The following is a 26,736-nucleotide window of genomic DNA, read 5'->3' on the forward strand; positions in this document are numbered from 1 at the left end:
GCGTGAAACTGCAACTTGTCGCCGTCGGCACAAAAATGCCTGACTGGGTACAAACCGGTTTTAACGATTACCTGCACCGTTTTCCGAAAGATATGCCGTTTGAACTGACTGAAGTTCCGGCAGGGAAACGCGGTAAGAACGCTGATATCAAACGCATTCTTGAAAAAGAAGGCGAACAGATGCTGGCTGCTGTCGGTAAAGGTAATCGCATTGTGACCCTGGATATTCCGGGCACACCGTGGGAAACCCCGCAACTGGCACAACAACTGGAACGCTGGAAACAGGACGGACGAAATGTCAGCCTGTTAATCGGCGGCCCGGAAGGGTTGGCACCGGCCTGTAAAGCCGCAGCGGAACAGAGCTGGTCGCTCTCTCCGTTGACACTTCCTCACCCGCTGGTTCGGGTTCTGGTCGCGGAAAGCCTTTACCGCGCCTGGAGTATTACCACTAATCATCCATACCACCGCGAATAACGGGTGGTGAATGTCAGCAACATGAATTAAGTAGTGGGATGAAAATAGATCGTAACCCTTTTCGCGACTATACGGCTGAATCAGCCCTCTTTGTGCGCCGTGCACTGGTGGCGTTCATCGGCATTCTGCTACTTAGTGGTATCCTGGCTTTCAATTTGTATAACCTGCAGATTGTCCGTTTTCAGGATTATCAGACCCGTTCCAATGATAACCGTATCAAGCTGGTGCCGATTGCGCCAAGCCGCGGCATTATCTATGACCGCAACGGAACCCCGCTGGCGTTAAACCGCACTATTTATCAGCTCGAACTTGTTCCCGAAAAAGTCGATGATCTTCAGGCCACGCTCGAAGGGCTGAAACCTATCGTCGATTTAACCCCGGACGATATCGAGAACTTCAAAAAAGAGCGCCAGCGTTCGCGACGCTTTACGTCTATCGCGGTGAAAACGGCACTGACCGAAGTTCAGGTCGCGCGTTTCTCCGTGAACCAGTTCCATTTTCCCGGCGTTGAAGTCAAAGGCTATCAGCGCCGCTATTATCCGTATGGCTCAGCCCTCACGCATGTTATCGGCTACGTTTCGAAAATTAACGATCGTGACGTTGAGCGTCTGGATAAAGACGGTATTTTGGCAAACTACGCCGCAACGCACGATATTGGCAAACTCGGCATAGAACGCTTTTACGAAGACACGCTTCACGGCAAAACCGGCTATGAAGAAGTGGAAGTTAACAACCGTGGCCGCGTGATCCGTCAGTTGCATGAGGAGCCGCCTCAGGCCGGGAAAGATATTTATCTGACCATCGACCTGCCGCTTCAACAATATATTGAAGTCCTGCTGACCGGCAGCCGCGCCGCCGTGGTGGTCACTGATCCGCGTGATGGTGCAATTCGCGCGCTGGTGTCTAACCCAAGCTATGATCCGAATTTGTTCGTCGACGGGATTTCCAGCAAAGACTACAGTTCGTTGTTAAACGATCCGAACAAACCACTGATCAACCGTACCACGCAAGGCGTTTACCCGCCGGCGTCAACCGTGAAACCGTATATTTCCGTATCAGCGCTGACGACCGGTGTGATCAACAAAAACACCTCTCTGTTCGACCCCGGCTGGTGGCAGTTACCCGGCTCAGACAAGCGCTATCGTGACTGGAAACACTGGGGTCATGGCCGCCTGAATGTGACCAAAGCCCTTGAGGAATCCGCGGATACCTTCTTCTATCAGGTTGCGTACGACATGGGGATTGACCGTCTTTCTGAATGGATGGGGAAATTCGGCTATGGTCAGTACAGCGGTATCGACTTATCCGAAGAGCGCAGCGGCAATATGCCAAACCGCGACTGGAAATTTAAACGCTTTAAAAAACCGTGGTATCAGGGTGACACTATTCCTGTCGGTATAGGCCAGGGTTACTGGACCGCAACGCCGGTGCAAATCATGAAAGCCATGACCACGCTGATTAATGACGGCAATGTCAAAACGCCGCACCTGTTGCTGAGCACGAAAGTGGATGGCAAACAGGTGCCGTATCAGCAGCAGGAAACCACGCAGATTGGCGATATCCATTCCGGCTATTGGGAAATTGCGAAAGACGGGATGTATGGTGTTGCCAACCGTCCGAACGGCACGGCCCGTAAATATTTCGCCGATGCGCCATACAAAGCGGCCGCAAAATCCGGGACAGCACAAGTTTACGGTTTGAAAGCCAATGAAATCTATAATGCGCATAAGATTGCTGAACATCTGCGTGACCACAAACTGATGACCTCTTTCGCGCCGTATGACAAACCAACCGTCGCCGTTGCTGTAGTGCTGGAAAACGGTGGTGCGGGCCCGGCGGTAGGGACAATTTCGCGGCAGATACTCGACCATATTTTACTGGGCGATAACACGACACAACTGCCGGCTGACGCACCCGCGCCACCGGGAACTGAAGGTGATTAACCGGCAATGACTGAGAACCAACAAAAAAGATCATTGTGGTCGAAAATGCACATCGACCTGACCATGTTGCTGATCATACTTGCGCTGCTGACGTACAGTGCGTTCGTGATGTGGAGCGCCAGCGGTCAGGACATGGGCATGATGGAACGTAAAATCGGCCAGATCCTGATGGGTCTGGTGATTATGCTGGTGATGGCACAAATCCCCCCGCGCGTTTATGAAAGCTGGGCACCATATCTCTATATATTCTGCGTTTTCCTGCTGGTGCTGGTCGATGCGTTTGGCAGTATCAGTAAAGGCGCGCAACGCTGGCTGGATTTAGGGATTATCAAATTTCAGCCGTCAGAGCTGGCGAAAATAGCCGTTCCGCTGATGGTCGCCCGCTTTATCAACCGCGACGTTTGCCCGCCGTCGTTGAAAAATACGGCGATTGCGCTGGCGCTGATTTTCATCCCTACTCTGCTGGTTGCTGCGCAGCCGGATCTGGGGACGTCAATTCTGATTGCCGCATCCGGCCTGTTTGTCCTGTTCCTGTCGGGCATGAGCTGGAAACTGATTGCGGTCGCCGCCATTCTGGTCGCCGCCTTTATTCCGATATTGTGGTTCTTCCTGATGCACGATTATCAGCGAGACCGCGTCATGATGCTGCTTGATCCGGAGAGCGATCCGCTCGGGGCGGGCTATCATATTATTCAGTCGAAGATTGCGATTGGCTCCGGCGGTCTCTCCGGCAAAGGCTGGTTGCACGGAACGCAGTCACAGCTGGAATTTTTGCCAGAGCGTCATACCGACTTTATCTTTGCCGTACTGGCCGAAGAACTGGGCCTTATCGGCGTGCTGGTTCTGCTCGGGCTTTACCTGTGCCTTATCATGCGCGGGCTGGTGATCGCGGCCAATGCACAGACCACATTTGGGCGCGTAATGTCCGGTGGTTTGATGTTGATTCTGTTCGTTTATGTGTTTGTTAACATCGGTATGGTCAGTGGTATTGTCCCGGTAGTTGGGGTACCTTTGCCTCTGGTCAGCTATGGCGGGTCGGCACTCATCGTGCTAATGGCAGGGTTTGGTATCGTCATGTCGATACATACTCATCGAAAAATGTTGTCAAAAAATTTATAGAGGTGAGCAATGCGTAAGGAGTGGCTTGGAGCTGTCATTATCGGTTTGCTGTTAAGTGGCTGCGCCACTGATGATACTCAGCAACAACAACCGGCACCGCAACAAGCCTACAACGGCCCTGTGGTGGAAATCGGCGGGGCTGATCCGCGTTACGAACCTTATAATCAGGGCACGATGCAGGATTATACCGTCAACGGTAAAACCTATAAAATCGTCAAAGATCCGTCAAACTTCTCACAAGTCGGTCAGGCAGCCTGGTACGGTCAGGAAAACGGCGGCAATACCACGGCAATTGGTGAAGAATTCGACCCGACAGCCATGACGGCGGCGCATCCTACCCTGCCGATCCCAAGCTATGTGCGCGTTACCAATATGGCAACCGGACGTATGCTGGTGGTGCGTGTAAATGACCGCGGCCCGTATGTTCCGGGCAAAATTATTGATTTGTCTCAGGCTGCGGCAGATCGTCTGAACCTGACTAACAGCACCAAAGTCCGCGTTGATTTCATTAACGTTGCGCCGGACGGTACGATGTCTGGCCCGGGCACCATCGGTACCACTGTGGCCAAGCAATCCTATGCCCTGCCATCGCGCCCGAGCCTGGGTGCCAGCAGCATGGGAACGCCGACGCTGTCCTCAGAACCGGTGAACACTTCTGATGTGCGCCCGATCAGCAACAGTACGCTGAGCAACCCGAACGCAGCACCGCTGACCAATGACGAAGACAGCAGCAACGCAAATGTGCCTGCTGCTACCACAATGTCCGGCAACAGCGGCGGTGGGGGTTTTCTGAGTGCGCCAACGCCATTGCGCGCGGGTGTACTTGAAGGCAGCGAACCTGTCGCGCCGGTGGTAACAGCCAGCGCAGCACCGGTTATCGCGGCCTCTGCCGCGCCGGTTGCCGCCGCACCAGCGCATACTACTGCCATTCCGAGTTCTGGTTATATGGTACAGGTCGGTGCGCTGAGTAATCCTCAAAACGCACAGTTATGGCAGAAAAGCCTGAGCCAGCGCTTCAACGTTCCGGGCAAAGTGCAGGCCAATGGCAGTACTTACCGCGTTCAGCTTGGGCCCTTCAGCACGCGCCAGCAGGCGGTTCAACTGCAACAGCGGCTCGCCAGCGAAGCCCAACAGCAATCTTTTGTCACTGCCAGCATGTAATACCCCTCCGGGGCTCAGGCCCCGGACTTATAAGTCCCTTTTCTTATAAGTAAAAGTCAGTAAGCGCCGGTAATCGAAGATGTCTGACTTATGACTCTTCTGCTATAGTGGCGCACGTTTATCACTTACCTCCACGGATGTTGTTGTCCCGATCATGAAACTTGTAAACACTTCACGTTTAGTCAAAAGCCTCGCATTTGGCACCGTTATCACTTTCAGTGCAGCGTCCGCCTATGCCGACGATGTTAATTTAAAAACAATGATCCCTGGCGTTCCGCAAATTGATGCAGAAGCCTACGTCCTGATCGACTACAACTCCGGCAAAGTTCTGGCGGAAATGAATGCTGATGCGCGCCGAGACCCCGCCAGCCTGACCAAAATGATGACCAGTTATGTCATCGGTCAGTCCATCAAAGCCGGCAAAATCTCTCCGACCGACATCGTCACCGTGGGGCCGGACGCCTGGGCAACCGGTAACCCGGTGTTCAAAGGTTCTTCCCTGATGTTCCTCAAACCCGGCGATCGCGTGCCAGTTTCTGAACTCAACCGCGGCATTATTCTGCAATCAGGCAACGATGCCTGTGTGGCAATGGCCGATCACGTCGCCGGAAGTCAGGATGCGTTCGTTGCCATCATGAACAACTACGTGAACGCGCTGGGCCTGAAAAACACCCATTTCGGTACCGTCCATGGTCTGGATGCCGCCGGTCAGTACAGTTCTGCCCGCGACATGGCGTTGATTGGTCAGGCGCTGATCCGCGATGTACCGGAAGAGTACGCAACCTATAAAGAAAAAGAATTCACCTTCAACAATATCCGCCAGATGAACCGTAACGGCTTGCTGTGGGATAACAGCCTGAACGTTGACGGCATCAAAACCGGCCATACCGATTCCGCGGGTTATAACCTGGTGGCATCCGCAACAGAAGGCCAGATGCGTCTGATTTCTGCTGTCATGGGCGGGCATACTTATAAAGGCCGTGAAGTTGAAAGCAAAAAACTGCTGACCTGGGGCTTCCGTTTCTTCGAAACTGTATCTCCGTTGAAAGCAGGTAAAGAATTCGCCTCTGAGCCAGTCTGGTTTGGTGATACCGATCGCGTTGCGCTGGGCGTTGAGAAAGATGCTTATCTGACCATCCCGCGTGGCCGCATGAAAGATTTGAAAGCCAGCTATGTGCTGAACACACCTGAACTGCACGCGCCATTGCAGAAAAATCAGGTCGTGGGTTCAATCAATTTCCAGCTTGATGGTAAAACCATTGATGAACGTCCGCTGGTCGTGATGAACGAAGTGAAAGAAGGCGGTTTCTTCGGCCGCATCGTCGATTATATCAAGCTGATGTTCCACCACTGGTTTGGCTAAGTTGCCCGCTTGAAAAAGTTTGCAACAATCCCCATATAATCGGTATAGATTATGGCTCCCGCTTCGGCGGGAGTTATACTTTCAGAGATAATACTTAATACGCTGGAGTGCACATGAAAACCAAACTGAACGAACTGCTCGAATTCCCTTGCTCCTTTACCTACAAAGTAATGGGCCTGGCACAACCCGAGCTGGTGGACCAGGTTGTGGAAGTCGTGCAACGCCATGCGCCTGGCGACTACAATCCTCAGGTAAAACCGAGCAGTAAAGGGAATTACCACTCCGTTTCAATTACGATCACCGCCACCCACATCGATCAGGTCGAAACCCTGTATTCTGAGTTGGGTAATATCGAAATTGTCCGCATGGTGCTGTAAGCCCTTTCTGCCCACCCGCGCGAGAGAAATTCTGTCGCGCGTTTCCCTCCTCCTACTGACGATAACTGCCGTGCAATCACATAATCCGCAAGAACGTATCGTACTGCGCCAGCTTGGCCTTCAGCCGTATGAGCCTGTCTCTCTGGCCATGCACCATTTCACTGAGCACCGGAACGCCGACTCGCTGGACGAAATCTGGCTGGTTCAGCATCCGCGCGTCTTCACACAGGGTCAGGCAGGAAAGGCAGAGCATGTTTTAATGCCCGGCGATATTCCGGTGATCCAAAGCGATCGCGGCGGTCAGGTCACCTATCACGGACCAGGCCAGCAGGTGATGTATGTGATGGTCGATTTGAAACGGAAAAAACTGGGCGTCCGTCAGTTAGTCACGGCTATCGAACAAACCGTAGTGGATACGCTGGCGCACTTTTCTATCGATGCCTACCCGCGTGCCGATGCGCCCGGCGTTTATGTCGATGGCAAAAAGATTTGTTCCCTCGGCCTGCGCATTCGAAAAGGATGTTCATTGCACGGTCTGGCATTGAATATTGATATGGATCTCGAGCCGTTTCACCGGATTAATCCGTGCGGGTATGCAGGTCTGGAAATGACGCAGGCCAGCCTGGAAAAACCGGGACTGACCGTTGACCAGGTTATGCCGGTTCTGGTGAAATCCTTTAATCATCGTCTTGATTATCAGCAAGTTGATTATCTGCCCTGGCAAATTGAGCAGTACGCGACTTCGCCGCTCTGATTCCTGTGCTTTACCATCAGACTTATCAACGTTTTAGCAGTTTTACTTCGCATTCTGGTTTACTATCACCCGCTGAACTTCTTAGCATTTTATCGCTTACGGATAAGCATACTTCCCGGCTAATAACCGGGACAGTCCTTCACACTGCCGGGAAATATTTATGGATGATAACGATATTAGTGCCAGCCTGAATAAGCTTCATAACCTTGATCTCAATTTGCTCACCGTTTTCGAAGCGGTATATCTGCATAAAGGCATTGTTCACGCCGCTAAAGCGCTGAACCTGACGCCTTCTTCAGTCAGCCAGTCCATTCAGAAATTACGCAATACCTTTCCCGATCCGCTGTTTATCCGTAACGGACAAGGTATCAGCCCGACGGCGTATGCCATTAATTTGCATCAGCACATCAGTCAGGGTTTGAGCTCGATTCTCACCGGCCTGGACTTTACGCACGATAACGACAAATCCCGCGTACTGACCATCAGTTGTTACCCGTATGTCGCACTACAAACGTTTCCGCTGATCCTCAAAGAGCTGATGAAAATCAACAGCAACTACACGCTGAAACACCTGCCGCTCAGCGATCCGGAAGATACGCTGATCCAACATCGTGCGGATTTAGTGATTGATACCAGCCCGCTGTTTAACAAGTCACTGAAAGGCATCCGGCTGATGTCAGATACCGCAGTATTTGTGTGCAGAAAGAATCACCCGACGCTGGATAAAACCATTACGCTCCAACAGGCTCTGGCCATGCCGCAGACCACCGTGGTGACAAACGCCAGCGATCTCAAGCGTATACAATTTGAAATCAGCGGTTTCCTGCCAGATCGCCCTATAGTGTTTACCAGTTATAACGCAATAAACTCTCTCTCGATGGTTTCCAACACCGATTTGCTGGGGATATTGCCGAGAAAAATGGTCGAACTGCTGCAAAAAAGTTTTCCGGTCGATATCCTCGAATCGGATATTCCAGCGGTGTCATTTGATATCATCATGTATTACAACAAAACGGCAAAAAGCGATAAAACGCTGAGCATGATTATTGATGCGATCAAACTGGCTTTCTCACAGGATGAATCGCTGACGTCTTCCGGCTGAATTTTCGGAATCGGCGAAAATATTTACACACCATTAACACCAGAAGAAGATCACGAGAGTCGCACTTAAAAAATTATATATATCAAAAAATTAAGTGATAAATAAGAATAGTTTTTTCAGGAAAAAATCTTCTTCAGGTTAAAAAAATGCAGCGTTTAGCACTTCAGGCTATGTGTAAAGGCTGAATCCGGTGATGCTTCAATGATATAATTTCCGCATTATTTCTACTTTTTTTGATGAATCAGCCAGTTCATTGAATGTCCTGAAAAACTCGAGTTACGAGAGACGAACCTGGAAGCTGCAAGATTATGAGTAAACCGATTCAGATGGAACGCGGCGTCAAATACCGCGATGCAGATAAGATGGCGTTAATCCCGGTGAAAACCGTGGTCAGTGACCGGCAGGAAATGTTACGTAAGCCGGCATGGATGAAAATCAAGTTGCCTGCGGACTCAACGAAAATTCAGGGCATTAAATCCGCACTGCGCAAGAATGGCCTTCACTCCGTTTGTGAAGAGGCCGCATGCCCAAACCTTTCAGAGTGCTTTAACCACGGCACCGCGACCTTCATGATCCTCGGCGCAATTTGTACCCGCCGCTGCCCGTTCTGCGACGTGGCACACGGTCGTCCAACCGCGCCGGATACCAATGAGCCGGAAAAACTGGCACAAACCATCGCGGATATGGGATTGCGTTATGTCGTGATCACCTCGGTTGACCGTGATGATTTACGTGACGGCGGCGCGCAGCACTTTGCCGACTGTATCACGGCGATCCGCGCTAAAAACCCGACCATCAAAATCGAGACACTGGTACCCGATTTCCGTGGCCGTATGGATCGCGCCCTGGATATTCTCAACGCCAGCCCGCCGGATGTGTTTAACCACAACCTGGAAAACGTGCCGCGCGTTTACCGTCAGGTTCGTCCGGGCGCTAACTACGAATGGTCACTGACGCTGCTGCAACGTTTCAAAGAAGCGCATCCGGAAATCCCAACCAAATCAGGCCTGATGGTCGGTTTGGGTGAGACAAACGAAGAAATCATCGAAGTGATGCGTGACCTGCGCCGCCACGGCGTCACCATGCTGACGCTGGGTCAGTATCTGCAACCCAGCCGTCACCACCTGCCGGTGCAGCGTTACGTCAGCCCGGAAGAGTTTGACCAGATGAAAGAAGCGGCGATGGAAATGGGCTTCACGCACGCCGCCTGTGGCCCGTTCGTGCGTTCGTCTTATCACGCCGATCTGCAAGCCAAAGGGTTAGAAGTGAAGTAATATCTCGTTACTTCTTGATGCCCAAAACGCAAAAAAGGTTGTTCATAAGAACAACCTTTTTTAATGCCCGAAATTTGTAACCGGAATTAATTCCGTAAAAACTCAGTCTTTGTGTTCGACACGCTCGGCTGGTTTTTCTTCGGCAGTGGTTTTTTCAGCAGGCGCCGGATCATCATTCATGGCTTTCTTGAAGCCACGCAGTGCTGCACCCAGGTCACCGCCCAGAGAACGCAGTTTGCTGGTACCGAACAACAGAACGATCAGCACGCCGACCACCAACAATTTAGTAATACTTAGACCTTCCATACATACCTTCTTTACACTGAGTGCTGGAATACAGCAGTGACAATTTGCCGTTATTAACGGCCATTCGCGACGTTAATACAACCCGAAAATGTAACAGAACGGATCCAGAACTGTGCGCATTGTGACCAGAGTAAGCTATTATGAGCTTGAATAGCACGCTCATAAAGTCTTTCAGTTTTTAAAATCTGTAAAACACCTTCAAATTTGATTTCGACCAGATTATTAACCCGGGTTAACTGACCCTGTAATGAGAACCGATGCCGAAAAAGCTTCATACGACTCTGGTTAACGATACTCATCATTCCGGAATACGTTTTGCCAAAAGGACTTATTTGCCCCGCATCGTCGGGCTGGGAACGGGCAGTTTTTGTGTCGGCTCGGTGATGATTGAGCACACAACGCCCGTCTGGCTCTGGCTGTTGCTGTTTTTAAACGGATTCATCTGGCCGCACATTGCCTACTGGAAAGCAAAGCGTTCGGCAAGCCCGTTTAACAGTGAAATCAATAACCTGAAGGCCGACGCCATTTTCGGCGGCATATGGATTGCAATGATGGGCTTCAACGCCCTGCCCTCTGCCACCATATTTGCCATGATGGGCATGAATAATATCTCCGCAGGCGGCCAGCGGTTATTCTTCCGGTGCGTTATCGCGCAAATTACGGTTGCCATTGCGCTACTGCTTGTCGCCGATATCCCCTTCATGCCCGAAACCACGCCGTTCCAGCTTTATCTCTGCCTGCCAATGATCATGATTTACCCGATTTTTCTCGGCAACGTCACCTACCGCACATCCCGAAAACTGGCCGAACATAAACAGGCCATCATGCAAATCAGTGTGCGCGACGGACTGACCGGGCTGTACAACCGTCGCCACTGGGAATCGCTGCTTAACACCGAGCTGGAAAGCTTCCGCCGCTACCGGCATAAGACCACGCTGGTGCTGATCGACATCGATCACTTTAAGGCCATCAACGACAATTACGGGCACAGCGTCGGTGATCAGGCCATTATTCTGCTGGCGCAGGAACTACAGCATACGATGCGCGCCGCCGATATTATCGGCCGGTTTGGGGGTGATGAGTTCGCCGCTATTTTGCCGCACAGCACGGAGCTACAGGCCCGGCGCGCGATAGAACGTTTGCAAAGCCGGCTGGATAACAGCCTGTTTCCGCAACATCCTGACCTGAGAATCCACATCAGCGCGGGTATTGCTGAATGTGATGACGTTCAGGAAACCGCGACACACTGGCTGAATGCCGCTGACCACGCATTGTATGAAGCCAAAAAAAACGGGCGGAACCGGGTGGAAACGGCAAGTTAATCTTGCCCGGTTCCCGGTTTCAGCCCGTCTGGTTTTCCTGCTGTAAACGTCAGATAAAGCGGCTGAGAAACGCCTGAGTACGCGGATGCTGCGGATTGACCAGCACTTCATCCGCAGCACCCTGCTCGACCACATAACCGCGATCCATAAAGACCACCCGGTCAGCCGCTTCTTTTGCAAACCCAATCTCATGCGTGACCACAATCATAGTCAGTCCTTGCTGCGCCAGATCACGCATTGTCGCCAGCACTTCACCCACCAGTTCAGGGTCGAGCGCCGATGTCGGCTCATCAAACAACATCAGTTTCGGTTTCACCGCCAGCGCGCGGGCAATCGCTACTCGTTGCTGCTGACCACCGGAAAGATGACGCGGATAAGCATCGGCTTTGTCGCTCAGCCCGACTTTCTGCAACAACTCACGGGCATATTTTTCGGCCTCATGGCGGCTCTCCTTATGCACACCGACCGGCGCTTCAATAATATTTTGCAAAACGGTCATGTGCGGATACAGGTTAAATTGCTGGAATACCATCCCGATATCACGGCGCTGGCGCGCAATCGCCCGTTCGGATAATTTGTGCAACCTGTCGCCACGCAGCTCGTAACCGATTTGCTCGCCACCCACCATGATTGAGCCCCGGTCGATATCTTCCAGATGGTTAATACAACGCAGGAACGTGGATTTCCCGGACCCGGAAGGCCCCAAAATCACCACCACCTCGCTGGGTTTGACATCCAGATCAATGCCTTTGAGCACTTCGTTATCGCCATAGCTTTTATGCACATTACGGGCTACAACCAGAGATGCCGTTTCGGATGACTGCGCGTCGGCAGAAAGTTGACTCATAAGTCCTCCTTGCGGGCCAGGCCTGGTGGATTCATAACAGGAACCCCTTTTTCTTCCGCATTTTCCTGACGACGCTTGGCGCTCGCCACCGTGCGGCGTGTGCCACGGGAATAATAACGTTCAATCGCTGACTGGCCGAGGTTCAGCACTGAGGTGATCAGCAGATACCAGACCACCGCCACCATCAACATCGGCACCACTTCAAAGGTGCGGTTGTAAATGGTTTGCACCGAGTACAGTAAATCGCCCATTGCGATCACACTGACCAGCGATGTCGCTTTGATCATACTGATCAGCTGGTTACCTGTTGGCGGAATAATCGAACGCATCGCCTGTGGAATGATAATCCGGCGCAGCGCACGGCCACGGCTCATCCCGAAGGCCTGCGCCGTTTCGGCCTGACCGTTATCAACCGACAGCAAACCGGCACGAATGATTTCCGCCATATACGCCGCTTCATTCAGCGCCAGACCGGCAATCGCCGCCGTCAGCGGGGTGATCAGATCATTGGTATTCCAGCTCATGTATTCCGGCCCAAACGGGATGCCGATCACTACGCGGGGGAACAGCGTCGACATGTTGTACCAGAATAAAAGCTGCACCAGCAGCGGTGTGCCACGGAAAAACCAGATGTATAAACCGGCCAGTTTGCGCAGCAACAGGCTGTCAGACAAACGGGCGATCGCCAGCATCAGGCCGATGAACACCCCGATCAACATGGACACCACGGTAAGGCCGAGCGTAACGCCCAGGCCTTTGATGATCGTCGCTTCTGTGAACCACTGCGCGACCACATGCCATTCGAAATTCGGGTTATGCGAAACGGCCCAAATCACATCGGCGGCAATCAGCAGCGCGACAATCCACGCAATCCAGCGGCCAATGTTGCGTGGCGCGTGGGAGAATTCAACGTTACGTCGTGGATCCTGCGTATAGTCGTCCTTGACTGCCGGCTTTGAACTATACGTTTTATCAGTCATTTAGGTTGTGCCTTTGCCAGATTGATCCCCGGCGCCTGGATCATGTTGCCTTCCAGACCCCATTTTTTCATGATGATGGCGTAAGTCCCGTTATCGAACAGTTTCTGATATCCCGCCAGAATAGCGTCACGTACAGGAGAATCCTTCGCGACCACCGTTCCCTGGAAAATATCGCCAAAACCGTTGGATTTGCCGGTGCCGGTCAGTTCCAGCTGGCCATTCGCTTTCTCAACGAAATAGGTCAGCGGTGCCTGAGAAGAGAAGAACGCGTCCGAACGGTTAGAACGCACGGCCAGAATCGAGGTGGGCTGGTCAGAGAAAGATTGCACGGTAACCGCCGGTTTACCGTCTTTCACGCACACTTCAGACTGCTTACGGATCACCTGTTCGGCAGATCCACCCGCCATGACGGCGATGCGTTTACCGCAGGTATCATCCAGAGAATTGATGTTTTCCGGGTTGCCTTTACGCACGCCGAACACCACGAACTCCTTTACAAAATCAATAAAATCATTTTTCGCCTGACGATCCGGGTAATCACCAATCGGGCCGATACCCATCTGATAACGCCCTGCAGCCATTCCGCTGAGGATGCCGGATAAACCGCTTACGGAAGCGTGCTCAATTTTCACACCCAGCACTTCTGCCAGTGCATGCGCCAGATCCGCACTCGCGCCATCCAGGCCATTCGCCCCGGTCACGATTTCGTACGGAGGAAACGAGCCGTTGTTCACAGAGGTCATCACACCGGATTTTTGAATATCCGCAGGTAATTTGGCGTGAATTGCCGGATCCATCGTCTGAGCCGGGATCGCCACCGTTTCAGCAGCAAAGGCATTCATGGACGTTACGGAAAGTAATGCAGCGGTCAGTGCAGCAGCCTGACGTAATTGTTTTGCCATCATTTTCTTATTCCTCTGTGTAAAAAGTCGGTCTGTGAGTTTATGAATGTTGTGTATTTATAATGAAAACCTTCCCTGGCTCAGATCGTGTTTAAGTCTTATGAAAAACGAGTTCCCTGGTGAGGCGCTCGGTACGGCTTTATTCACCGGACGGTGCAACCGTTGAGGACCGGCTGCAGTCAGGTTCAGTCATTGCGCAGTTGCGGCAAACCGAAGCGGCGGTTCGCCAGCACAGGCAATACTTTACGGGCATGCGCCAGACGATCTTTGTCCAGCTCAGCAAAAACCAGTGCAGGGGCTTCAGCCGCGCGGGCAATCGCCACGCCCAGCGGATCGACCACCATACTGTTACCGATATTACGTTCACCGCATTCGCCGACAGCGACCATATACGTGGTGTTTTCCAGCGCACGGGCTGTGACCAGCACTTCCCAATGCATTTCTTTCAGCGGACCTTTGACCCACGCAGCCGGCAAGACCAGGACGTCCGCGCCATCAAGTACCAGACGACGCGCCAGCTCAGGGAAACGCACGTCGTAACAGGTCATCAGGCCGACATTAAACCCGGCAACCTCAACCAGTGGTGGTACATCGCTGCCCGGCGTGACGTTTTTAGATTCCTGCGAGGAGAACGCATCGTAAAGATGCAGCTTACGGTATTCTGAAATGATTTCACCATTCCTGATAGAAATCAGTACGTTCCATGCGCGACCATCGGGTGCAGGCGTATGAACGCTCATCATGGTCGTCATCTGATTGCCGCGGCTGGCGGCCACCAGCTGGCTGACGAACGGACCATCCAGCGGTTGTGCGGCTTTCAGAACCAGATCAGGATCGGTGATGTCGCGCGCCAGAATACCTTCCGGCAGCACCAGTAAATCCACGCCTGCTTCCAGAGATTTCGCCATCAGCGAAAGGCAGGTTTCAACGTTGGCTTCCCATTCGCGGGAAACAGCAAACTGACCTAATGCAACTTTCATTTTTACTCTCCCGTCACTTTTGTGTGGCGAACTGAGGGAACAAATCAGCCGGTGTGAGGCGCTGCGCCGTCAGCTTCTGGGCATACAATTCATGTGCAAAATCGTCGATCATTTTTTCATTGGCGGCGAAACCGTTTGCGTTCCAGTCCGCAGGTAAATCAACCACCGTACGACGCAAGTCGTCCAGCAACCACGGTGTGGTATCAGCATATTTTGCGCGTTTATCCATCCAGACCTGATAAGAACGGTCGATGATTTCACTCAGCGCCTGCGGCAGCCACGGATGTTCTTCGGCCAGGGCAGGTTTAATCGCCAGCAGGTGAATGCCGGGGATGTAACCCACGCGGTTGAAATAGGCCAGCTCTGCCGCACGGAAATCAGGCTGGAACTGACGGAAACCGGAATCAGGCTTGAAGAAACCGTCAGGCATGAATGGCGTGAATACGGCGTCCAGCCAGCCTTCCTGCAACAGTTCCATCATCGGGCGCTCTTCGGGCACCGCTTCAATGCGCCCTTCGCGACCAAACCCAGCCAGACGATCGACAACCGGATGCGATTCCGTCAGACGTCCAACGTACCAGTTTGCGTCTTCAATACCGACGCCTTCCAGCGCCAGCAGCGTACGGGTCCAGGTGTTGCCGGAATCCTGCCAGCCGGTCAGGCCAATGCGCTTGCCTGCCAGCTGAGAAAGTTCGGTCAGCGGGCTGTCTTCACGGGTGATGATGCAGCGCTGGCGGAAACCACGCATCAGAAAGTGTGGGATCGCCAGCAGATCAGATTCACCGCGAGCCCGCCCCTGCGCATAACGGCTGAAAGAGACTTCACCCGCGTCATATTTATCACTGGTCGCCAGGTTATCCACCAGCGTTCCCACGCGATCTATCTCGAGATTAAACCCTTCAGGTTTAAGGTCGCCCAACGCCAGCGGCGTAAAATAATCCCAGTCACGAACAGCCAGCCTGATGGTAATCGTCACATCTATCCCCTTAAGTGTCAGCATGGTTGATATGCAGAAAGACAACTGTGCGCTTACAAACCTTATCGGAAACGCACCAAATTCTTTTACGAAGGAGATCATGTTCAGCGTAATGTGATTATTTTATCGCCTCCGTTGGCTAAGTTTGATACTAATGGCATAAATTAATATGTACAATAGAATCTTTGTTACTGAACAAAAGGCAAAAACATGGCAGATAAACCCCTCGAAAAAACGCTGGATGCAGAATGGTTAGCGACACAATTACAGGATCGTTCGATGCGGGGCATTGCAATTGAAACAGCGGCGATGATCCGGTCCGGCGTCATCGAGATCGGCACGCATCTGCCCGCTGTCCGTGAACTGGCGCAGGCGCTGGGCGTCAGCCCGGCCACGGTATCTGCCGCCTGGGGTCAGCTTCGGCGCCAAAAAGTGATTGCCGGACGAGGCCGCAACGGCGTCTGGGTGTGCGGTGACATGCTGTCGCCGCGCCCGGCAAGGTTTGAAAAAATCGGTAACTTTGGCGAGCATATTATTGCGGATCTCGCGCTGTCATCGCCCGATCCGGCGCTTTTGCCTGATTTGCGAGAAGCCATGCAGCACGGCGTTGGCGCAGATAACCTGAATAGCTATCAGCGCGAAGCCATCGCGCCTTCGCTGCTGGAAGCCGTACGTCAGGACTGGCCTTACGACGCACCGGCGTTCATGTCTGCCGACGGCGGATTTGACGGCATGAACCTCACGCTACAAACCCTGCTGATGCAAGGTTCCGTCGTGGCGATTGAAGACCCGACCGCCACGCGTTTGCTCGATATGCTGGATAATCTCGGCGCGCAGGTGATCCCGGTAAAATGCGATGAGTTCGGCCCGACGCCGGAATCTCTGAGTCTGGCGTTGTCCAAAAATCCGTCCGCGTTTATTTACCAGCCGCGCACCCATTCACACTGCGGCCACGCCATGAATGCGGAGCGTTACGCGGAGCTGGCCGAAATTCTCCGCCACACCAATACGCTGATTATTGAGGATGACGGCATCGGGCAGTTATCCCGCTACGCGCCCGTCAGCATGGGCAGCGTATTGCCGGATCGCACGGTACATGTCCGTTCGTATTCCAAAGCTTACGGGCCGGATTTACGGCTGGCGGTGATTTCCGGTTCGACGGATTTGATCAAACAAATCAAATCATTCCGGAACTTCGGAGCGGGATGGTCGAGCCGAATTTTGCAGGAAGCTCTGGCGTGGCTGATCAAGGATTCTAAAACGCAGGAAAGCATTGCCCATGCGAAAGCGGTTTACGCTCAGCGCCGCAAAGCGATGTCTGACGCGCTGCGCATTCGCGGAGTAAATATCCCGGAACGCGACGGGCTGGCAATGTGGATCCCCGTTCCGTCGGAACAGTTTGCGCTGGTCACGCTGGCGGCACGCGGCATTGCTGTTCTGCCCGGCGAGCGCAGCCGCATTGGGCCGGGGCAGTTTATCCGTATCAGCACCAGCCAGATTAAACCTGAGAAAGTGGACCTGATTGCCGACGCCATCGTTCTGGCGCTGGGCGCATGATGGTCAGCGGGGCGTCAGCTTTTTCATCAGATACTTAGGCGATTCCTCATATTCCGCGCGGGCGTAAAACACGTGCGCGCGGACACGGCGCGTATGGCTGTGAACTTCCATCCGGTCACAGCCACGGTCGCCGGCCAGCCTTTCAGCCTCATCGAGCAATTGTTGCCCGATACCTTCGCCACGCGATTCACTGCTCACGCACAAATAACTGATCCGGCAGAATTCACCGGCGAGGGCGATTTGCGGGATAAAATGTAGCGAAATAAAACCGACGGCGCGCCCTTCGCTCTCGGCTACCAGCAAACGGCTGTCCGGATTGGCGGCCATTACGACAATCCGCTCAGCGATCGCTTCCGGCGTATTGGGATAATCCAAATCGCCGAGTAATCCCGCCAGAACCTGTGCGTCGTTTACATCACCTTCTCTGATTAACATGACTATTTCCTTGTTAAAATCTGTTTCTCATTCGCGGCTACACAATCGCTATCACACACGGTAAACTTACTGTCTGCAATATGGAGATGACATTCCTCCCAAACCGCCTTTACCGGCTGATGATGTCTACGCAATCTCGTGAGAGGTTCGTAGCGTCGTGCCCGGGCCTTTCTGAATTTCACTTTTTTTTAAGGTTTTTTTTATGTTCAGTACCTTTCTTGCTGTGTTGATTGGTGGTGCGGTTGGTAGTGTCGCTCGCTGGTATCTCGGGCTCAAAATGAATGTGATCACGCCTGTGGTGCCTCTCGGTACACTGGCCGTCAATCTCATCGGCGCATTTATTATTGGCCTGGCCATCGCGATTTTTGGCCGCATGAACAGCGTCGATCCGGTGGTTAAAGCGCTCATTACGACCGGTTTCTGCGGCGGGCTGACCACCTTTTCCACGTTTTCCCTGGAAGTTGTTACGCTGTTGCAAATGGGCCGTTTTGGCGATGCCCTGCTCAATATCGCGCTTAATCTTTTCGGCTCGATTGCCCTGACGTTGCTCGGCTTCATGCTGGTCAGCTGGTACACGTCGCACTGATCCTACCTTCCGGCGATGCCTTTTTTATGACAACGGGCATCGCTGTAACAAATTTGTGACACAGCTTCACCCCTTCTCTGCGTTTCTTAATGTTTCCTTCATGTTATCTGCAGATAATGGCAAAACCCGCTCAGGTTTATAAATTGAGGTATGCCATGTTTTCTGTTCCAAAAACGTCTTCTGAATTTCTGGTTGTTGCCCTCTGTATTCTTACTGTAGTGGCTTTTTTACAGGCATATTTTAGTTAGACAGATGCGCCCTGCGCGCCCGTAGTACACCCTTTTCCGCCGACGGCGCATTCCTGATGGATGCGCCGTCGGCCTTTCTGAATCCGTGAAAACACACTGAAACGAAGCGTCACTTTTCATTCCCTTCATAATACAAATATTTACCTGTTCCTCCTTATTGCCTATAATTGAGAATGATCGTTCACACTCATTTTCAACAGAGGTGCCAGGTATCCATGCTTCACCCACAACTTTGCAGTAAAGACGCGCGCATCAGTGCGCGACGCGACCAGATCATTGCCGCCGCCCGGCTGTGTTTTCGCAAACACGGTTTTCATGGTGCAGGCATGGCCGAAATCGCCAAAACGTCGCAGCTCAGTGTGGGGCAGATCTACCGGTATTTCGCCAATAAAGACGCCATCATCGAAGAAATTGTTCGTCGCATCGTGATGAAGAAAATCCGCCTGATGACCGGCAACGCGCATAACTTGCAGCAGGTTGCTCATAACCTGGCACACCGCCGGATTGGCAATTTAAGCGCGCCTTATAAAGAGGATCAGTGTATCGAACAAAAAGAACAGGCAGAGATTGACCACGCGCTGATGCTTGAGGTTGCCGCAGAAGCGACCCGCAATCCTATCGTGGAAAAAATCTGGCGCGATTCAGAAAAACAACTGTTCAGCGAAGCAAAATCCCTTCTCAGTGCAACTTTCCCGCAATTTTCAGAGGCTGAAATGACGGCAAAAGTCGAATCTCTGGCGGTGATCTGTGAAGGCACCGCATTCCGACGTATGACTACCGTTCACGCCGACGCAGAGCATCTGGAAGCTTTATACAATCGCTACTTCCAGGATCTCTTTGACACGGATTTAACCACCAGCAAACTGGAATAAACTTTTACCATGAGCGCTCATCTGCAAGAAAAACGCCTCGGTTACGCCCTGGTTCTCGGCTCGCTTGCCGCCCTCGGCCCGCTATGTACAGATTTATATTTGCCTGCATTGCCTGAAATGGCCGGCGATCTCAACACTTCCACCGCCAGCGCTCAGTTGAGCCTGACCGCGGGTTTACTCGGCCTCGGTTTCGGCCAGCTATTATTTGGCCCGCTCAGCGATCGTTATGGCCGCATGCGCCCTTTGCTGTGGTCGCTGGCGTTACTGCTCGCGGCATCGGTCTGGTGCGCCGTCGCGCAGGACATCAATCAGCTGATTGTCGCCCGTCTGTTACAGGGCATTGCGGGCGCAGGCGGCGCTGTGCTTTCACGCGCCGTCGCCAGAGATTTGTATAACGGCCATGAACTCACACGGTTCTTCGCGCTGCTGATGCTGGTAAACGGACTGGCGCCGATTATCGCGCCGGTGCTGGGTGGCGCCATGCTCAGCTGGATGAACTGGCGGGGAATTTTCGCTGTGCTGGCCTTTATTGCCATCCTGCTGTTCAGCTTCTCATCCCTGAAACTGCATGAAACCTTGCAGCCGGAACGCCGTGCGCAAGGGGGTATTTTCAGCATGCTCGGTTCCGTTTTCAGCCTGCTTGGACACCGTCCATTTATGGGGCTGTGCCTGACGCAAGGTTTTATCATGGCGGGGATGTTCGCCTACATCGGCGCTTCGCCTTTCGTACTGCAACAGATTTACCATCTTAGCCCGCAGATGTTCAGCCTGTGTTTTGCCATTAACGGTATCGGGCTGGTGATTTCTGCGCAGGTTTCCACGCGCCTCAGCCGCCGTTTCGGTGAAATGGCGCTCGTTAAAGCCGGGTTAGTGATAGCGGCCGTGGCATCTGTTGCGCTGGTGATGGCTGCCAGCCTGAATGCGCCGCTGGTGACGCTGCTGATTCCGCTGTTCTTCTCGGTGATGGTGATAGGGATTATCGGGCCGAACGCCGGGTCGCTGGCGATGCAAAGTCAGGGGAAAAATGCAGGGAGCGCGTCGGCGCTGCTTGGCGTGTGTATGTTTGCGCTGGGTGCGATTGCCGTACCGGTCACCGGTTTTGGCAGCATGCCTGCGTTGTCCATGGGCCTGACGATTTTAGGCTGTTACGCGATCGCTATTTTGATGTTCGTGACGCTGGTGCGCAAAACCGCGTAAGGGTTTACCGTTATACGCACTAATGTCCAGGCAAAAAAAAACCCGCTTCGGCGGGTTTTTTAAGAAATCGGCTAAAGTCAGATAGCGATAACGTTAGCAGCCGACGGGCCTTTGGCACCATTGGTGATTTCGAACTCTACGCGTTGGCCTTCAGCAAGGGTCTTGAAGCCATTGCTGGAAATAGCAGAGAAATGAACGAAAACATCTTTGCTGCCATCTTCAGGGGTAATGAAACCAAAACCTTTAGATTCATTGAACCACTTAACGCTACCTTTAATCTTAGACATCAAACTTACCTTTACGTGAATGTTGGACACAAAACGTGTGTCAAATACAGTACAGCAACAGATTTAACTTTTGTCCAGAATTCTGATGGCAATAAGCGATAAAGCTCTCACTCTTCACTTTCTACCGCCGTTTTCTGCTGTCAGAACGGCCTTTAATAGCCTTCTGACATCAAGCGGTTAGAAAAACGAATCATCGTCGTTGCTATAATCGTCGGAATCAAAGTCGTCAGAACCAAACCCTAAATCCGAATTATCGTTACGCAACGAGGCATCTTCCCAGGACGGTATATTGCTGTCGAAACCCTGTGAGTTGTCGAGGAAACTGCTGTCGGCAGGATTCAGATCCTGCACGGGCGGCTCTTCAATGATATTGACGATTTCCTGCGGCTGACTGTGATGGAACATTCCGGTCAGCATATCTGCCAGCACAACCCCACCCGCAACACCGGCGGCAGTCCGCAATGCGCTGCCCAGAAAGCCCGGTGCCTGTGGCGCGGCCTGAGCCGGAGCCTGCTGTTGTGGCGCGTATTGTTGCTGCTGAGGCTGTGCGCCCCAGGCTTGCGTACCCGGGATTGGCTGGCTGCCTTGTGAAGACTGACGCGCGGGTTCAGGCTGTGCCGAACCACCGCCAAACAGCCCGGCGAGGAAACCGGTACTTTGCGGTTTCGCGTTCTGTGCCTGCTGTTGCAACTGTTCGTTTTGCTGTTGCAGTTCCTTCACCTGAGCATTCAGCTTTGTCAGCGCCGCTTCCTGAATAATCATCGCCTGCGCCATGTAATAAGGGGCTGACGGTTGCTGGCGGATATGGGCCTGAATCACACGTTCAGCTTCCGCATCGCGCGGTGCCGTATTGGACTCAGCCTGTTGTAAACGACTAAAAAGCCCGTCAATTAAACGCTGTTCTTCAGATTGCATAAATTCACCTTGTTGATGTGTCGTACTACGCCAGTCGGCGTTATGCAGATACAGTAATACAGTTATATTTTTGTATGAATTAACGGAGTGTCAACAAATGTGACGGAGGTAAAGTTTGTGCAGAAGCGCCGTGACGGGGTTGAAAACCCGCCTGCGAGACCACAGGCGGGGAGGCTCAAAGACTTATTTCTTCGGTGACCAGCCCAGAATGAAATCCTGATCCGGCAGATTGGTGTAGTTACGCACCAGGTCGTGGTAGGTTTTTGCCGGATCCAGATTTTTAAACTGTTCCGGATAAATGAATTTCGCAAGATATTCCATCCCGACGATATTGTACGGGTGGTTGTAGAACTGGTGGTAAATGCCGTAAACGTGCTGGCTGCTGACCGCCGGGATCTGCGCCACGCCGGTGCGGGAAAGCAGAACTTTCGCTTCCTTGTCGATGCTAGCCTCATTCGCGCCATAACCGAACGGCAGAATGTGGGTCACGGAACCGTTTTTACTCGGGCGCGCGGAACCGGTCATGATGTAAACATCCGGCTTCATGCTGATCACCTGCTCCAGAGAAACCGTGCCTGATGCGCCCGGCAGCAATTTGGTGCCGATATTATTGGCGTCTACCGCCTGAATCAGTTTGCCCCAGCCCGCGTCGCCGTGAGTAAAGCAGCAGGAATCATCGCGACCGGCAATCGGCTCGATGAACACGTTTGGTCTGTTTTTAATAGCAGCAACGGCTTTCTGAATGCTCTGGAAGTGCTCGTTATAGAACGCGGTGTACGCGCGGGCATTGTCTTCCTTATTCACAATTTTACCCAGCAGCTCAATGCTCGGTGCCGTGTCTTTCGCCGGATCCGCTTCGTAGTCAACGAAAACAACCGGGATGTGCAGCGCGGCAAGTTTATCCAGAACACCCGCCTGTGCCAGAGAATTCTTCGCACGTACCTGCGCAATCATCAGGTCAGGTTTTTTGGAAATCACGGTTTCCAGATCAACCTGCCCTTTGTCCGTGAATCCCATATCCAGGATTTTGGACGACTCAGGCCATTTACTTTTCAGCATGTCCCAGGTGCCGCTGTCGGTGGTCTTCAGCAGATTGTTCCACGCCACGACGCGCTTAAACGGATCGGCTTTATCCAGCACGGCAAGCGCAAGAATATCGCGGCCATCCTGCAAGATGATGCGCTGCGGGGCTTTGTCGAGCGTCACTTTCTGCCCGCTAAGATCGGTAACAGTCAGCGGATAGGTTGTAGCAAAAGTGGAAAATGAAGCGGCCATCAGACCTGCGACAGACAGCACGCGAGCGGTATTCTTTAACATGCAAATCCCCGAAAATGAGAATGAATAAGAAATGATTTTGATAATTGTTATCAAATGAAGCGAAAATAATAAACAAGGAATGAAGGGCGAGGCAACGCTTTTGGAAGGGAAAAAGCCTGATAAAACATGTCGAAATATGACTGAGTGGGAAATTTTCCCCGCCCAGTCATGTAACGCCGTGCGCGGAAGTTACGGTTTACGCCCGATGAAATGCAGCAGGAACTCGCTCACCAGAGCACGTTTAAATGCCGACTGCGTTTTGTCCGCCGCCGCGCTGTGCCCGCCCTCGGTGTTCTCGTAGAAATACACGTCAGGAATACCCAGTGCCTGCATCTTCGCGGCCATTTTTCGTGCATGATCCGGCCCGACGCGGTCATCGCTGGTCGCGGTCGAGAACAATACCGGCGGATATTTTTTCTGCGGGTCGATATTGTGATATGGCGAGAATTCGCGGATAAACGCCCACTCTTCCGGCTTTTGCGGGTCGCCGTATTCGGCAATCCACGACGCCCCCGCGGAAATCTGCGTGTAGCGCTGCATATCCAGCAGAGGCACTTCGCAGACTATCGCGCCGAACAGTTCCGGATAGCGTGTCAGCATATTGCCCACCAGCAGGCCTCCGTTACTGCCGCCCTGCGCCGCCAGATGCGCCGGTGACGTGATTTTGCTGGCAATCAGCGCCTTCGCCACTGAAGCAAAATCTTCATACGCACGCAGGCGCTTTTCTTTCAGCGCGGCTTTATGCCACTCAGGCCCGTACTCGCCACCGCCACGGATATTCGCGACCACGAAAACACCGCCGCGATCAAGCCACGACACGCCGCTCACGCCCAGATAATACGGCTCCAGCGACACTTCAAAACCGCCATAACCGTATAACAGCGTCGGATTTTTGCCATCATAAACCACATTTTTGCGGCTGATCACGAAATAAGGCACGCGCGTCCCGTCGTCAGATTGCGCAAAGTGCTGGCTGACCTGATAGCGGGAGGCGTCAAAATGCGACGGATCCTGTTTCAGCAATTCGGCTTCGGCGTTAGCGCCGTTGTCCAGATTGCCCAGCGAGAGGCTGGCGGGTTGCAGGAAACCGCTGACGCTCATGAAGTATTCGTTGGTTTTATCATCCACGCCCCAGGCGCTGATTTTACTCAGCTCCGGCACATGCCCGAACGGTTCACGCTGCCATTCGCCATTCTTTGGTGTCAGCACTTCAAGGCGATTTACCACATCACGGGTCAGGCTGAGAATGATGTGATCACGGGTATGTGAGTAACCGTTGAGCTGATCGCGGGTTTGCGTCACGCCGCTGAGCGCGGAACCGGTATCAGGAACAAACAGCGGTTTCAGCGTGCGCTCACCTGCCATAAAGGCGTCAAAATTCATCGTCAGCAATGAACCTGACGGCCAGCGCTGGCCATTCACCTGCCATTCGCTGGACGGTTCGATAAGGATCCATTCCTGCCAGGTGGTGAATTTGGCATCGTCCGGAATGTCGATTTTGACCAGCGAGCGGGTCTCGTCCACCAGAAAAACTTCGCGATGATAGAAGTCGATAACCCGCACCACGTAATTGCGTTTAATGTCCCCGTCAGATCCCTGATAACCCGCAGCCATCATGTCTTTTTGCCCGGCGCTGTAAACCGTCACCGCTTCGCTGAGCGGCGTTCCGCGTTGCCAGATTTTCACGATACGCGGATAGCCGGAATCGGTCATCGAACCTTCGCCAAAATCGGTGGCGACAAACATATGGTCGACATCAATCCAGCTGATGCGGCTTTTGGCTACCGGCAGATAAAAACCGCCGGTGACAAATTCTTTGGTTTTCAAATCAAATTCGCGGACTTCGCAGGCATCGCCGCCGTCCGGAGAAAGCACAACGAAAGCGCGCTCAAAGCCCGGTTTCAGGTTCAAGAAGCCCGAGAAAACCCATTCAATATTTTCGGCTTTACCCAGCGCATCGACGTCGAGCACCGTTTCCCAGCGCGGTTCGGCTTTGCGGAATTCATCGAGCGTGGTTTTGCGCAGTAATCCTTTTGGATTTTTCGCATCCTGCCAGAAGTTGTACCAGTCGTTATCGCATTTCCAGACACCCGGAATTTGCTCGGGGGAATTCAGCCCTTGAAGCACTTTTTCGCGGATCGGGTCAAAATCTTTTCCGTGCGTGAAAGCAGAAAGTGTGACCGAATTTTGCTCATGTGCCCAGGCCAGCGCTTTTTCATTGCGCAATCCTTCCAGCCAGATAAATTCGTCCTGCCCGATTTCTGACACTGTTTTGCGTAAATCTGATTCGCGTGAATCTGTGGTCATATTGTTGCGTCCTTCCCGTCCTGAGAAATAAATTAAAAGTCAGACTTGGGGTTTAGATAACTGTTTTGCTCACGTCATTTCAAGCGTTTTTCAAACACAGATGATTCACCATCTTTCCGAAAAATCCGAATATGCGATCCCGAAGGGTTCTCTTGCCTTCTTTTTGTGAGTCAGTTCAAGCATTCAAATTATCTGAACGCCTATAAAGAAATCATTACCTTGTGATGACAAAAAATGACGTGGATCTGAGGTAGAAAAGGGGACACAGAAATCAGGCAGCAACAGGAAAGGAGCGAGAATATGGAATGGAAAATCATAGATATCCTGAGTATCCCACAGACCGGACTGAAATATATCTGCATTCAGGCATTCAAAAACCTGAAGCTTATCCTGTCTGTCGATAACGACTTTACACTGCAAACCGGCGACACTTTAGAGATTACGCCGGAGGGTTATTCCCTGAACCGCCACCAGGCGCAAAGCCTGAAAATTCATCGCATGATGCCGTATTGTCAGCAACGCTGGCAGTCACTGGGTATCCAGTAAGCGCATCTTCAATTTTATGAATGAATCCAAAAAAGCCGGTTTTTACACCGGCTTTTTGTTGGCTTCTCTTCTCGAATCTGAAAAACCGTCGTGGCTACCCAGTTCCTGTTCAGGCACATCCAGCCAGCGGTCTTTACGCGTTGCTTCATATTCCTGATTGAGCGGATAATGAATGCGGTTTTCCGGCTTATTCGCTTCGCCAACGACCAGCAAACGTACTTCTTCTTCACTGTTATTGATGAACGTATGGCAGATGCCGGTGCCGTGGGGAAACGCCACCGCGTCGCCAGGTTTAAGCCGGTGCAGGTGGCCATTTATCCACGCGTCAGGCTGGCCTTCCAGCACATAAACAAACTCATCTTCAGAACTTTCAGCATGCGCGTAACAGGTACGTCGCCCCGGCAGCAGACGTTCGTGATGAATGCCGATACGCGTCAGCCCCAGCGCTTTGCCGAGCGGTGCACCAATCGACATCAGTTCATCATCACCCGGATAACTGCTGTCGTCCGGGCCTTCGAGCTCACGCCAGTTGGCGATAAAGTCGGGTCTTTCCTTGCTCATCGTTGACTCCGTTTCCCGCCGGTCGCTGC

General features: G+C 52.6%; 27 protein-coding genes and 1 riboswitch. Of the genes, 15 read left to right on the top strand and 12 right to left on the bottom strand.

Translation table 11 applies throughout. The features are described 5' to 3' along the window. The first annotated feature begins 2 nt into the window (after positions 1-2). The 9 genes from rlmH (at position 3) to lipA (ending at position 9,566) form a co-directional block, all read left to right on the top strand. Positions 3-473 carry a 23S rRNA (pseudouridine(1915)-N(3))-methyltransferase RlmH gene (rlmH, locus tag M2403_RS03895; protein ID WP_013576495.1) on the top strand — a complete coding sequence of 157 codons (471 nt, stop codon included), beginning with the start codon at positions 3-5 and terminating at the stop codon, positions 471-473. A gap of 38 nt (positions 474-511) precedes the next feature. Beyond that, positions 512-2,416 carry a peptidoglycan DD-transpeptidase MrdA gene (gene mrdA, locus M2403_RS03900; RefSeq protein ID WP_152326435.1) on the top strand — a complete coding sequence of 635 codons (1,905 nt, stop codon included), beginning with the start codon at positions 512-514 and terminating at the stop codon, positions 2,414-2,416. Positions 2,417-2,422: 6 nt separating this feature from the next. After that, a complete protein-coding gene (mrdB, locus tag M2403_RS03905) occupies positions 2,423-3,535 on the top strand; it encodes a peptidoglycan glycosyltransferase MrdB (protein ID WP_112287630.1) in 1,113 nt (370 codons plus the stop codon). A 9-nt stretch (positions 3,536-3,544) separates the two neighbouring features. Continuing rightward, positions 3,545-4,696 (top strand): endolytic peptidoglycan transglycosylase RlpA, encoded by a 1,152-nt coding sequence (gene rlpA, locus M2403_RS03910; RefSeq protein ID WP_152326434.1) that lies wholly within the window; start codon positions 3,545-3,547, stop codon positions 4,694-4,696. Positions 4,697-4,850: 154 nt separating this feature from the next. Next, on the top strand, positions 4,851-6,059 hold the full coding sequence (gene dacA, locus M2403_RS03915; RefSeq protein ID WP_101075658.1) for a D-alanyl-D-alanine carboxypeptidase DacA: 1,209 nt from the start codon (positions 4,851-4,853) through the stop codon (positions 6,057-6,059). 113 nt (positions 6,060-6,172) lie between these two features. After that, the gene (ybeD, locus tag M2403_RS03920; protein ID WP_101075657.1) at positions 6,173-6,436 is read left to right on the top strand and encodes a DUF493 family protein YbeD; all 264 of its coding nucleotides are present in this window, start codon (positions 6,173-6,175) and stop codon (positions 6,434-6,436) included. 70 nt (positions 6,437-6,506) lie between these two features. Further along, complete coding sequence (gene lipB, locus M2403_RS03925; RefSeq protein WP_152326433.1) at positions 6,507-7,190, top strand: lipoyl(octanoyl) transferase LipB; 684 nt, start codon at positions 6,507-6,509, stop codon at positions 7,188-7,190. Positions 7,191-7,350: 160 nt separating this feature from the next. Continuing rightward, positions 7,351-8,292, top strand: coding sequence for a YbeF family transcriptional regulator (locus tag M2403_RS03930; protein ID WP_152326432.1), 942 nt, complete (start codon positions 7,351-7,353; stop codon positions 8,290-8,292). Between the two features lie 308 nt (positions 8,293-8,600). Next, positions 8,601-9,566, top strand: coding sequence for a lipoyl synthase (gene lipA / locus M2403_RS03935; protein ID WP_152326431.1), 966 nt, complete (start codon positions 8,601-8,603; stop codon positions 9,564-9,566). 102 nt (positions 9,567-9,668) lie between these two features. Here the strand turns inward: lipA and tatE are convergent, their stop codons facing one another. Further along, positions 9,669-9,872: a twin-arginine translocase subunit TatE gene (gene tatE / locus M2403_RS03940; RefSeq protein WP_095921144.1), complete on the bottom strand. Its 204-nt coding sequence runs from the start codon at positions 9,870-9,872 to the stop codon at positions 9,669-9,671. Between the two features lie 257 nt (positions 9,873-10,129). On the opposite strand from tatE, the gene M2403_RS03945 reads away from it, so the two are divergent. Next, positions 10,130-11,194: a diguanylate cyclase gene (locus M2403_RS03945; RefSeq protein WP_165059412.1), complete on the top strand. Its 1,065-nt coding sequence runs from the start codon at positions 10,130-10,132 to the stop codon at positions 11,192-11,194. Positions 11,195-11,243: 49 nt separating this feature from the next. On the opposite strand, the gene M2403_RS03950 is transcribed toward M2403_RS03945, so the two are convergent. The 5 genes from M2403_RS03950 to M2403_RS03970 all read right to left on the bottom strand — a co-directional run bounded on the left by M2403_RS03950 (position 11,244) and on the right by M2403_RS03970 (position 15,879). Then, entirely contained in the window at positions 11,244-12,041 is a 798-nt protein-coding gene (locus tag M2403_RS03950; RefSeq protein ID WP_152326429.1) for an amino acid ABC transporter ATP-binding protein, read from the bottom strand. Further along, on the bottom strand, positions 12,038-13,021 hold the full coding sequence (locus M2403_RS03955; RefSeq protein WP_165059410.1) for an amino acid ABC transporter permease: 984 nt from the start codon (positions 13,019-13,021) through the stop codon (positions 12,038-12,040). The genes M2403_RS03950 and M2403_RS03955 overlap by 4 nt, the downstream gene beginning before the upstream one ends. After that, a complete protein-coding gene (locus M2403_RS03960) occupies positions 13,018-13,926 on the bottom strand; it encodes an ABC transporter substrate-binding protein (RefSeq protein WP_152326427.1) in 909 nt (302 codons plus the stop codon). The genes M2403_RS03955 and M2403_RS03960 overlap by 4 nt, the downstream gene beginning before the upstream one ends. Positions 13,927-14,108: 182 nt before the next feature. Further along, complete coding sequence (locus tag M2403_RS03965) at positions 14,109-14,903, bottom strand: deaminated glutathione amidase (RefSeq protein WP_195823563.1); 795 nt, start codon at positions 14,901-14,903, stop codon at positions 14,109-14,111. 13 nt (positions 14,904-14,916) lie between these two features. Next, the gene (locus M2403_RS03970; protein WP_165059407.1) at positions 14,917-15,879 is read right to left on the bottom strand and encodes a nitrate ABC transporter substrate-binding protein; all 963 of its coding nucleotides are present in this window, start codon (positions 15,877-15,879) and stop codon (positions 14,917-14,919) included. Positions 15,880-16,089: 210 nt separating this feature from the next. On the opposite strand from M2403_RS03970, the gene M2403_RS03975 reads away from it, so the two are divergent. Next, positions 16,090-17,436: an aminotransferase class I/II-fold pyridoxal phosphate-dependent enzyme gene (locus tag M2403_RS03975; RefSeq protein WP_259228578.1), complete on the top strand. Its 1,347-nt coding sequence runs from the start codon at positions 16,090-16,092 to the stop codon at positions 17,434-17,436. A gap of 3 nt (positions 17,437-17,439) precedes the next feature. On the opposite strand, the gene M2403_RS03980 is transcribed toward M2403_RS03975, so the two are convergent. Then, positions 17,440-17,871: a GNAT family N-acetyltransferase gene (locus M2403_RS03980; protein WP_208952029.1), complete on the bottom strand. Its 432-nt coding sequence runs from the start codon at positions 17,869-17,871 to the stop codon at positions 17,440-17,442. 73 nt (positions 17,872-17,944) lie between these two features. Then, a riboswitch (Fluoride riboswitch) is annotated at positions 17,945-18,007 on the top strand. 66 nt (positions 18,008-18,073) lie between these two features. Between M2403_RS03980 and crcB the strand changes: the two genes are divergently transcribed. The 3 genes from crcB to M2403_RS03995 all read left to right on the top strand — a co-directional run bounded on the left by crcB (position 18,074) and on the right by M2403_RS03995 (position 20,774). Next, positions 18,074-18,457 carry a fluoride efflux transporter CrcB gene (gene crcB, locus M2403_RS03985; RefSeq protein WP_217152271.1) on the top strand — a complete coding sequence of 128 codons (384 nt, stop codon included), beginning with the start codon at positions 18,074-18,076 and terminating at the stop codon, positions 18,455-18,457. A gap of 463 nt (positions 18,458-18,920) precedes the next feature. Then, the gene (locus M2403_RS03990) at positions 18,921-19,577 is read left to right on the top strand and encodes a TetR family transcriptional regulator (RefSeq protein WP_208952030.1); all 657 of its coding nucleotides are present in this window, start codon (positions 18,921-18,923) and stop codon (positions 19,575-19,577) included. Between the two features lie 9 nt (positions 19,578-19,586). Beyond that, positions 19,587-20,774, top strand: coding sequence for a multidrug effflux MFS transporter (locus M2403_RS03995; RefSeq protein WP_152326421.1), 1,188 nt, complete (start codon positions 19,587-19,589; stop codon positions 20,772-20,774). A gap of 77 nt (positions 20,775-20,851) precedes the next feature. Here the strand turns inward: M2403_RS03995 and cspE are convergent, their stop codons facing one another. The 4 genes from cspE to M2403_RS04015 all read right to left on the bottom strand — a co-directional run bounded on the left by cspE (position 20,852) and on the right by M2403_RS04015 (position 25,600). Beyond that, positions 20,852-21,061, bottom strand: coding sequence for a transcription antiterminator/RNA stability regulator CspE (gene cspE / locus M2403_RS04000; RefSeq protein ID WP_009636912.1), 210 nt, complete (start codon positions 21,059-21,061; stop codon positions 20,852-20,854). Between the two features lie 177 nt (positions 21,062-21,238). Then, positions 21,239-21,976: a DUF2076 domain-containing protein gene (locus M2403_RS04005; protein ID WP_165059403.1), complete on the bottom strand. Its 738-nt coding sequence runs from the start codon at positions 21,974-21,976 to the stop codon at positions 21,239-21,241. Positions 21,977-22,159: 183 nt separating this feature from the next. Beyond that, positions 22,160-23,293 carry an ABC transporter substrate-binding protein gene (locus M2403_RS04010; RefSeq protein WP_259228579.1) on the bottom strand — a complete coding sequence of 378 codons (1,134 nt, stop codon included), beginning with the start codon at positions 23,291-23,293 and terminating at the stop codon, positions 22,160-22,162. Positions 23,294-23,482: 189 nt separating this feature from the next. Next, complete coding sequence (locus M2403_RS04015; protein ID WP_208952032.1) at positions 23,483-25,600, bottom strand: prolyl oligopeptidase family protein; 2,118 nt, start codon at positions 25,598-25,600, stop codon at positions 23,483-23,485. Positions 25,601-25,900: 300 nt separating this feature from the next. Between M2403_RS04015 and M2403_RS04020 the strand changes: the two genes are divergently transcribed. Continuing rightward, the gene (locus M2403_RS04020; protein ID WP_104922965.1) at positions 25,901-26,146 is read left to right on the top strand and encodes a hypothetical protein; all 246 of its coding nucleotides are present in this window, start codon (positions 25,901-25,903) and stop codon (positions 26,144-26,146) included. Between the two features lie 42 nt (positions 26,147-26,188). Here M2403_RS04020 and M2403_RS04025 read toward each other — a convergent pair whose 3' ends face one another. Next, complete coding sequence (locus M2403_RS04025) at positions 26,189-26,707, bottom strand: cupin domain-containing protein (RefSeq protein ID WP_152326417.1); 519 nt, start codon at positions 26,705-26,707, stop codon at positions 26,189-26,191. Between the last annotated feature and the right edge of the window lie 29 nt (positions 26,708-26,736).

Source organism: Rahnella sp. BIGb0603, assembly GCF_024808755.1.
GTDB classification, from domain to species: domain Bacteria; phylum Pseudomonadota; class Gammaproteobacteria; order Enterobacterales; family Enterobacteriaceae; genus Rahnella; species Rahnella contaminans.

What these genes read in the sequence shown, in the direction of transcription:
- M2403_RS03965 (WP_195823563.1), bottom strand. Translation starts at nt 14,903, where the DNA reads ATGAAAGTTGCATTAGGTCAGTTTGCTGTTTCCCGCGAATGGGAAGCC.
- M2403_RS03950 (WP_152326429.1), bottom strand. Translation starts at nt 12,041, where the DNA reads ATGAGTCAACTTTCTGCCGACGCGCAGTCATCCGAAACGGCATCTCTG.
- M2403_RS03955 (WP_165059410.1), bottom strand. Translation starts at nt 13,021, where the DNA reads ATGACTGATAAAACGTATAGTTCAAAGCCGGCAGTCAAGGACGACTAT.
- M2403_RS03990 (WP_208952030.1), top strand. Translation starts at nt 18,921, where the DNA reads ATGCTTCACCCACAACTTTGCAGTAAAGACGCGCGCATCAGTGCGCGA.
- rlpA (WP_152326434.1), top strand. Translation starts at nt 3,545, where the DNA reads ATGCGTAAGGAGTGGCTTGGAGCTGTCATTATCGGTTTGCTGTTAAGT.
- M2403_RS03930 (WP_152326432.1), top strand. Translation starts at nt 7,351, where the DNA reads ATGGATGATAACGATATTAGTGCCAGCCTGAATAAGCTTCATAACCTT.
- M2403_RS03945 (WP_165059412.1), top strand. Translation starts at nt 10,130, where the DNA reads ATGCCGAAAAAGCTTCATACGACTCTGGTTAACGATACTCATCATTCC.
- mrdB (WP_112287630.1), top strand. Translation starts at nt 2,423, where the DNA reads ATGACTGAGAACCAACAAAAAAGATCATTGTGGTCGAAAATGCACATC.
- cspE (WP_009636912.1), bottom strand. Translation starts at nt 21,061, where the DNA reads ATGTCTAAGATTAAAGGTAGCGTTAAGTGGTTCAATGAATCTAAAGGT.
- M2403_RS04010 (WP_259228579.1), bottom strand. Translation starts at nt 23,293, where the DNA reads ATGTTAAAGAATACCGCTCGCGTGCTGTCTGTCGCAGGTCTGATGGCC.
- M2403_RS04025 (WP_152326417.1), bottom strand. Translation starts at nt 26,707, where the DNA reads ATGAGCAAGGAAAGACCCGACTTTATCGCCAACTGGCGTGAGCTCGAA.
- tatE (WP_095921144.1), bottom strand. Translation starts at nt 9,872, where the DNA reads ATGGAAGGTCTAAGTATTACTAAATTGTTGGTGGTCGGCGTGCTGATC.
- crcB (WP_217152271.1), top strand. Translation starts at nt 18,074, where the DNA reads ATGTTCAGTACCTTTCTTGCTGTGTTGATTGGTGGTGCGGTTGGTAGT.
- M2403_RS04015 (WP_208952032.1), bottom strand. Translation starts at nt 25,600, where the DNA reads ATGACCACAGATTCACGCGAATCAGATTTACGCAAAACAGTGTCAGAA.
- M2403_RS03960 (WP_152326427.1), bottom strand. Translation starts at nt 13,926, where the DNA reads ATGATGGCAAAACAATTACGTCAGGCTGCTGCACTGACCGCTGCATTA.
- lipA (WP_152326431.1), top strand. Translation starts at nt 8,601, where the DNA reads ATGAGTAAACCGATTCAGATGGAACGCGGCGTCAAATACCGCGATGCA.
- ybeD (WP_101075657.1), top strand. Translation starts at nt 6,173, where the DNA reads ATGAAAACCAAACTGAACGAACTGCTCGAATTCCCTTGCTCCTTTACC.
- dacA (WP_101075658.1), top strand. Translation starts at nt 4,851, where the DNA reads ATGAAACTTGTAAACACTTCACGTTTAGTCAAAAGCCTCGCATTTGGC.
- M2403_RS03980 (WP_208952029.1), bottom strand. Translation starts at nt 17,871, where the DNA reads ATGTTAATCAGAGAAGGTGATGTAAACGACGCACAGGTTCTGGCGGGA.
- M2403_RS04005 (WP_165059403.1), bottom strand. Translation starts at nt 21,976, where the DNA reads ATGCAATCTGAAGAACAGCGTTTAATTGACGGGCTTTTTAGTCGTTTA.
- M2403_RS04020 (WP_104922965.1), top strand. Translation starts at nt 25,901, where the DNA reads ATGGAATGGAAAATCATAGATATCCTGAGTATCCCACAGACCGGACTG.
- mrdA (WP_152326435.1), top strand. Translation starts at nt 512, where the DNA reads ATGAAAATAGATCGTAACCCTTTTCGCGACTATACGGCTGAATCAGCC.
- M2403_RS03995 (WP_152326421.1), top strand. Translation starts at nt 19,587, where the DNA reads ATGAGCGCTCATCTGCAAGAAAAACGCCTCGGTTACGCCCTGGTTCTC.
- M2403_RS03975 (WP_259228578.1), top strand. Translation starts at nt 16,090, where the DNA reads ATGGCAGATAAACCCCTCGAAAAAACGCTGGATGCAGAATGGTTAGCG.